The following is a 6,000-nucleotide window of genomic DNA, read 5'->3' as shown; positions in this document are numbered from 1 at the left end:
CGATCTGCGGGGGGGGGCGGGGACGGCGGCGCGGCACGTCCGACCCGCTCCGGGGCGCGGACGGGGACGGCGGCGGGGCGGATTCGGCCGGGCCGGCGCCGGCCCCCGTCCGGGCCGGTCAATCAATTCCGGTCAACGGCCGGTTCAGCCGCAGTGGCTCCAGCCGCTCGTCCAGGTGGTGCCTCGGTAGGAGCCGCCCCAGTCGACGCAGGTGCCCGTCGCGTCCAGCGTCACCGGGCCCGCGTAGTAGGTGAAGCTGCCGGGGTTGGCGGCACTGGCGCCGCCCTGCACCGTGAGGGTGGCGTCCATCGGGACGGCGCCGGAGGGCCGGTCGGCCAGGGTGACCACGCAGTTGCGGCCGCTGGAGGCCTCGTACAGCAGGTAGGCGGTGGCGCCGCCGAACGCGTGCGAGTCGATCACGCCGAAGCCGGGGCCGCAGACCTGGGCGGGGGTGTACGGGTTGGCGGTGGAGGTCGCGACCGGGGTGATGTAGCCGTCGATGCGGTAGCCGTGGGCGGGGTCGACGGTGCCGGGCACGCTGCCGACCGCGCGCTCGGAGGCGGGGACGGTCAGCGACACCACGGAGGAGCTCTTGGCGAACGCTGGCTCGTCGACGGCGTTCGGGTCACCGTTCCAGTCGCCGTTGGCGGTCACCACCGAGCCGTCCGCGCCGACCGAGGTGACGATGCCGACGTGGTGGACGACGGCGCCCGAGCCGGTGCCGGTGCCGTAGATCACGGCGTCGCCGGGCTGCGGCTGGTAGGTGGCCGCGGTGTGCAGGGTGCCGTTGTTCTGTCCGTAGGTGCGGAAGCTGACCGCGGAGGCGTCGAGTCCGGTGACGGCGAGTCCGGCGTTGCGCCACGCCCAGATCGCGAAGTCGGCGCACCAGTACTCGGGGACGCCGGCCCAGCCGACGCAGCTGTGCTCGAACTGGGAGCCGCCCAGGGTGTTGTGGGTCGGTGTGTCGGCACAGGTCCCGGCGGAGCGGCCGACGTTGGCGGCGGCGAGCTGGGCGGCGGTGGCCGCGGCGGCCGCGGCGGTGGCGGGAGCGGCCGGGACCGCAGCGGCGGACGGCGTCGCGGCGGCGGGCGGGGTCGGGGCGAAGGCGGTGAGGCCGAGGGCGAGGGCCGCGACCAGCGGGGCCAGCCGGCGCAGGGCGAACGTGGGTTTCACCGTTCTCCTCAGGACGAAGGGGCTGTGGGGGCGCCGCGGTGCGGCGACGGGATCCGTGCCCGTCGCCGCACCGCAGTGGCCGCATCCTCCGCCGTCGGCGTAGCGCCCCGGTCGCGCGGCCGAACCCGGCGGCCCCGGACCTGCGGTGACAACTCGTCAGGTAATGGGCGTCAGGTGATGGGCGTCAGCCGTGCCCCTGGTCGGGGTAGCGGCAGGCGGCCTTGCGGGCGCGGGCCAGGTCGGCCTCCGGGAGTCCCGCCGCCGGCAGCGTGCCGGTGGGCGCGGGCTGGGCGATCAGCCGGGCGTCCGCGACGGTGGTCGGCCCGTCGCCGCCGAAGCAGGCCACCGCCACCACCGGCACGGCCGAGCCACCGCCGCCGGCCGCGCCGCCCTCGGCCGGTGCGGCGGGTCGCCAGGTCACCTTGAAGCCGGTGGCGGCCTCGGAGGTGAAGCCGATCTGCTGCCACTGGGGCATGGCGCTGCCCGATCGGGGCAGGTAGGCCGCGTAGCCGACGATCGCCACGTGGTCGCCGGTGGCGCGGAGTTCGAGCGCGCCGGGGGCACCGGCGGGTGCGGCCGCGGCGAGCGCGATCGAGGAGGCCGGGGCCACGCCGTCCGGGCAGTCGGCGGGGCGCAGCCCGGCGGGCGGGTTGCCGTGGACGACGGCGGAGGAGACGTAGCCGCCCGTGGCGAGCCGGAACCACCGGACGTCGGGCGAGCCCGAGGTGGTGTCGAGCACGACGTCGCCGAGGCAGAAACCGGTGAGGGCGAGGCGGCAGCCGCTCGGGAGCTGGGCGACGACGTCCGCGCTGAGGCTGGCGCCGGCCCGCACCCGGGTGGTGGCGTTGTACGTCTCGCCGGCGAAGAGGGCGGGGGTGGTGCCGTCCGCGGCCGGACAGCCGATCGCGGAGGCGGCCATCGCGGAGGCCGAGGCCATCGGAGCCGCACCGGCGGAGGGGTGGTTCGCCGCGGAGGAGGTGGACCGCACCACCACCAGGACGAGGACGACGGTGAGGGCGAGCACGGCGGCCGTGCCCGCGGTCGTCCAGCCGACCGGCCATCGGCGTGCCGGAGCGGATTCGGCGAGGTCGGTGGGTGCAGTGGTGTCGGGGGCGGACGGGGCTAAGTCGGCGGATGCCCCGGCCGCCTTGCCGTCGGCCTTCCCGGCGGACTCCGCGGCGGGCTTCCCCGCGGCCGGTGTTGCCGCTGCCGCGGCTGTGGGTTCGGCTGTGGGTTCGGCGGCGGCGGTGGCGAGGGTGGTGGCCGGCGGTGCGGGCTCGGCGGGGGCCGGCGGCGCCCCGGCGTCGGACGCCAGTCGCTTGTCGACCTCCTGCCAGCGCCTGGTCCACGCGGCCACGTCGCCGCCGCAGGCGCCCACGTAGGCCTGGGTGACCTCCAGACTGGGGAACCGGACACCGCCGGCGGCATCGCTCAGGGTGGTTGCGCCGAAGCCGGCCCGGTCGGCCAGAACCCGGTATGTGGGGTTCCCCGCCTGCTCCCTGACGATCCGTAGGTCGTAGGCGAAGGCCGGTACCGGGCCGTCGGCCGGATCGACGGGGCGCGGTTTGCGGGCCACAGGGTCTCCTCAGCTGACGGGTCGACAGTTCGCTCGGGAAACTCACGGGATCTGCCCCGTGTTCCTTCACTGTGTGCACGGATGGTGTGAATTCGATCACTCATGCACACGCCATATTCATGACATGGACATAACCGGTCGTCGCGCCCGTCTCGCGGCCGCGCTACGGCCGCGCTACGCCGCGGATACGCGCAGCGGCGAGACTTCGGCGGGGGCCGCGCCCGACGCCGCATCGGGCGCGGCCCCCGCCGCACCGACTCACCACCGGGGATGCCCTTGTCCTACGACACCGCCCCCACCGGGCCCGACGACCGCGGCGACGCGGACGCGGCCGTGGTGGACCTGCTGGTCCGCACCTACCCGCCGGAACTCGTGGACGCGGCGATCGCGGCCTGCGGCCGCACCGAGCGCAGACGCCGTCTCCTGCCGGCCCGCCGGATGGTCTACTTCGTCCTCGCGATGGCCGCCTTCTCGCCCGCGCCCTACCTGGACGTGATGCGCCGTCTGGAGTCCGGCCTGCGCCGCGCAGGGCTCAGCCAGCCCGGCCCGTCGGCCGGCAAGGCCGCCATCTTCCAGGCGCGCGAACGCCTGGGCAGCGGCCCGCTGGAGGTCCTGTTCCGGGACTCCGCGCTCCCCGGCACCGAAGCCGGCACCGGCGAAGCGCCCGCTCCACGGCATTGGTCCGCGCCGCCGCACCACTCCGCGCCGCACTGGCGGGGCCGCACCCTGCACCTGCTCGCCGAGCAGCGCACCGCCGCCTCCCGGCACACCTCCCCCACCCCGCGGCTCACGGTCACCGGACTGCTGGACGGCGGCACCGGCGAGGTCGTCGACGCCGTCTGGGACGCGTCCGGCGCACCCGCGACCCTGCTCCGCTCCGTCGGGCCGGACACCCTGCTGGTCGTCCAGGGACCGGCCCCGGACCACGCGCTGGCCGCTGCGGCGGCGGCCCGCGGCACCGGCGTCGCCTGGCGGCTGCCGACCGCCCGGCTGCCGCTGCAGCCCGAACGGCGGCTCGAGGACGGCTCGTTCCTCGTCCGGCCGCGCGGCGTGCCGCTGCGGGTCATCGGGGCCGGCCTGGTGACCACCCTGCTCGACCCGTCCCTGGCCCCCGCCGACGAACTCCTGGCCGCCACCGACGCGGTGCCCGACGGCCGCCTGCTCGGTGCGGCCCTGCTCGCCGCCGGACCGGACGCCGCACCGCTCACCAGCCGCACCGCCGAGGGCGTCGACCAGGAGCTGTACGGCCGGCTGCTCGTGCACAACGCCCGGCGCCGCGCCGCGGACCTGGCCGCCTTCGCCTGCGGCCCGTGCCCGGGGGCCCGGTGAACCGTTCCTAAGCAAACGACATTGCCCGCCGCGAAATCGCGCGGCTAGCGTTCCGTCCGGTCGGCCTCGCCGCCGCCGCGCCCGCGACCCCGGCGCGGCGGGCAACGCCCTCGCCGAGAACCACGTCGGCCCGTTCCACACGCGAACCACCAGGACCGGTCGGGCGCACCTCCGCGCCTGCGACCGCCGCCCGCCGGCCACCGGCCACCGGCCACCGGCCGGACGCGCCTCGTGCACACCCGACGGGCACGCCCTGCCGGAGTCCGGCCGCGCCACCGCCGGGCGGCCCCGGCCCGCCCCGCCGCGCGACCATCCGCACCCGCCCCGAGGAGCCCCCAGGCATGCCCGGACCATCCCGCCTCCTGACCGCCCTGGCGGCCGCCCTGGGAGCGGCGGCAGTCCTCGCCTCGGCCACCGGCTGCTCGGGCTCCGCCGGCGCGGCCCCCGCCACCCACGCCCCGGCGCCCACCCCGACCGTGACGGACCGCCTCGACCTGCGCCTGCCGCTCGCCGACCACCTGCTCACCCCGCAGGCGCGGCGCGACCTCGACCGCGCCGCGCGGAAGCTGGTCGACCAGTGCATGCGCCGCTTCGGCTTCGCCCTCGCCGACGATCCGGTCGTGGCAGGCAGCGACCCCACCACTCCGGCCCGGATGCGGTACGGGGTGACCAGCGCGCAGCAGGCGAGGACCACCGGGTACCACGCCGCCCCGGCCGACCCCGGCCGATCGGCCACGCCCACGGCCACACCCGGGCCCCGGAACACCGACCCGGGGTACCTGCTCGTGCTGCGCGGCAACGGCACGGCCGGCACCAACGGCGGCACCCCCGCGCCCCACGGCTCCCGCACGGTGCCGCCGGGCGGCTGCACGGGCGAGATGACGAAGGAACTCTCCGGACGGGCGGTCTTCCTCGGCGATCCTCCGCTGGTGCGCGAGATCGATGCGAAGGGCTTCGCCGAGTCGCAGCGGACGCCCGCCGTGCAGGAGGCGTTCCGCGGCTGGTCCGCGTGCATGCTCGCCAGCGGCTTCCACTACGGCACGCCGCTGGACGCCGCCGCCGACCCGGCCTTCGCGGGGGAGAGCCCGGGCCGCGGCGAACAGCGGACGGCCGAGGCGGATGTCGCCTGCAAGCAGCGGGGCAACGTGGTCGGCATCTGGTTCGCCGCCGAGGTGGACCGGCAGCACGCCCTGATGGCGGGGCACGAGGACGAGTTGCGCACCATCGGGATCCAGCTGCAGGAGCAGGCGGTCCGGGTCGACGGCACCCTCAACACCGCGGGCTGAGCCCGCACGGACCCCGGCGGGGCCGGTCGGCAGCGGCTCTGCCGGCCGGCCCCGTCGGCACCAACTGCCGCAGGCGGCAGGTTGGTTCGGGTACAGTGCGGAGCCATGGAGACATGGGGGGCGGCACTGTACGGGGACCCGTGCGCGGCCTGCGGCTTCGCCTGGTCGGCGACGCCCGCGGACTGCCTCGCGGTGGTGGGCGAACTGCCGCGGCGGTTCCGGGAGTTGCTGGACGGCCGGACGGGCCGCGAACGCCACCCGGAGCTGGAGTGGACACCTGCCGCCTACGTCAGCCACGTCACCGACAACCTGCGGATCTGGGCCGAGCGGCTCGCCGGCGCCCGGCTGGCCGGCGCCGCCGACGTCGGCGGCTACGACCCCGACCTGGTCGCCCGGGGCCGCCGCTACCTGGAGATCGCCCCGGCCGCCGCCCTCTGGTCGCTCGACCGCGCGGTGCAGGCCTGGACGGAGTCGGTGACCGCCGCCGTCGCGGCGGGCACCGTCCTGCAGCACGCCACCCGCGGCCCCCAACCCGCCGGGGCCATCGCCCGCAACAACGCCCACGACGGCCACCACCACGTCCACGACGTCCGCCGCATCCTGCAGCACGCCGACACCCGGTGAACCCGGGCCCGT

5 protein-coding genes are annotated in these 6,000 nt (G+C 76.8%); 3 read left to right on the top strand and 2 right to left on the bottom strand.

The window, feature by feature from the left end; translation table 11 throughout:
- Positions 1-144: 144 nt before the first annotated feature.
- Positions 145-1,173, bottom strand: coding sequence for a CHAP domain-containing protein (locus ABD353_RS22325; protein WP_344625417.1), 1,029 nt, complete (start codon positions 1,171-1,173; stop codon positions 145-147).
- A gap of 184 nt (positions 1,174-1,357) precedes the next feature.
- Positions 1,358-2,749, bottom strand: a complete 1,392-nt coding sequence (locus tag ABD353_RS22320; protein ID WP_344625416.1) for a hypothetical protein — start codon at positions 2,747-2,749, stop codon at positions 1,358-1,360.
- A gap of 276 nt (positions 2,750-3,025) precedes the next feature.
- Between ABD353_RS22320 and ABD353_RS22315 the strand changes: the two genes are divergently transcribed.
- From ABD353_RS22315 to ABD353_RS22305, 3 genes are all read left to right on the top strand, one after another.
- Positions 3,026-4,078, top strand: a complete 1,053-nt coding sequence (locus tag ABD353_RS22315) for a transposase domain-containing protein (protein ID WP_344625415.1) — start codon at positions 3,026-3,028, stop codon at positions 4,076-4,078.
- Positions 4,079-4,419: 341 nt separating this feature from the next.
- Positions 4,420-5,364 (top strand): hypothetical protein, encoded by a 945-nt coding sequence (locus ABD353_RS22310; RefSeq protein ID WP_344625414.1) that lies wholly within the window; start codon positions 4,420-4,422, stop codon positions 5,362-5,364.
- Positions 5,365-5,469: 105 nt separating this feature from the next.
- A complete protein-coding gene (locus tag ABD353_RS22305) occupies positions 5,470-5,988 on the top strand; it encodes a DinB family protein (protein ID WP_344625413.1) in 519 nt (172 codons plus the stop codon).
- Positions 5,989-6,000 lie beyond the last annotated feature (12 nt).

It is taken from the genome of Kitasatospora arboriphila (assembly GCF_039528095.1).
In the GTDB taxonomy this organism is placed as follows: Bacteria; Actinomycetota; Actinomycetes; order Streptomycetales; family Streptomycetaceae; genus Kitasatospora; species Kitasatospora arboriphila.
This window is presented reverse-complemented; position numbering and strand designations above follow the sequence as displayed.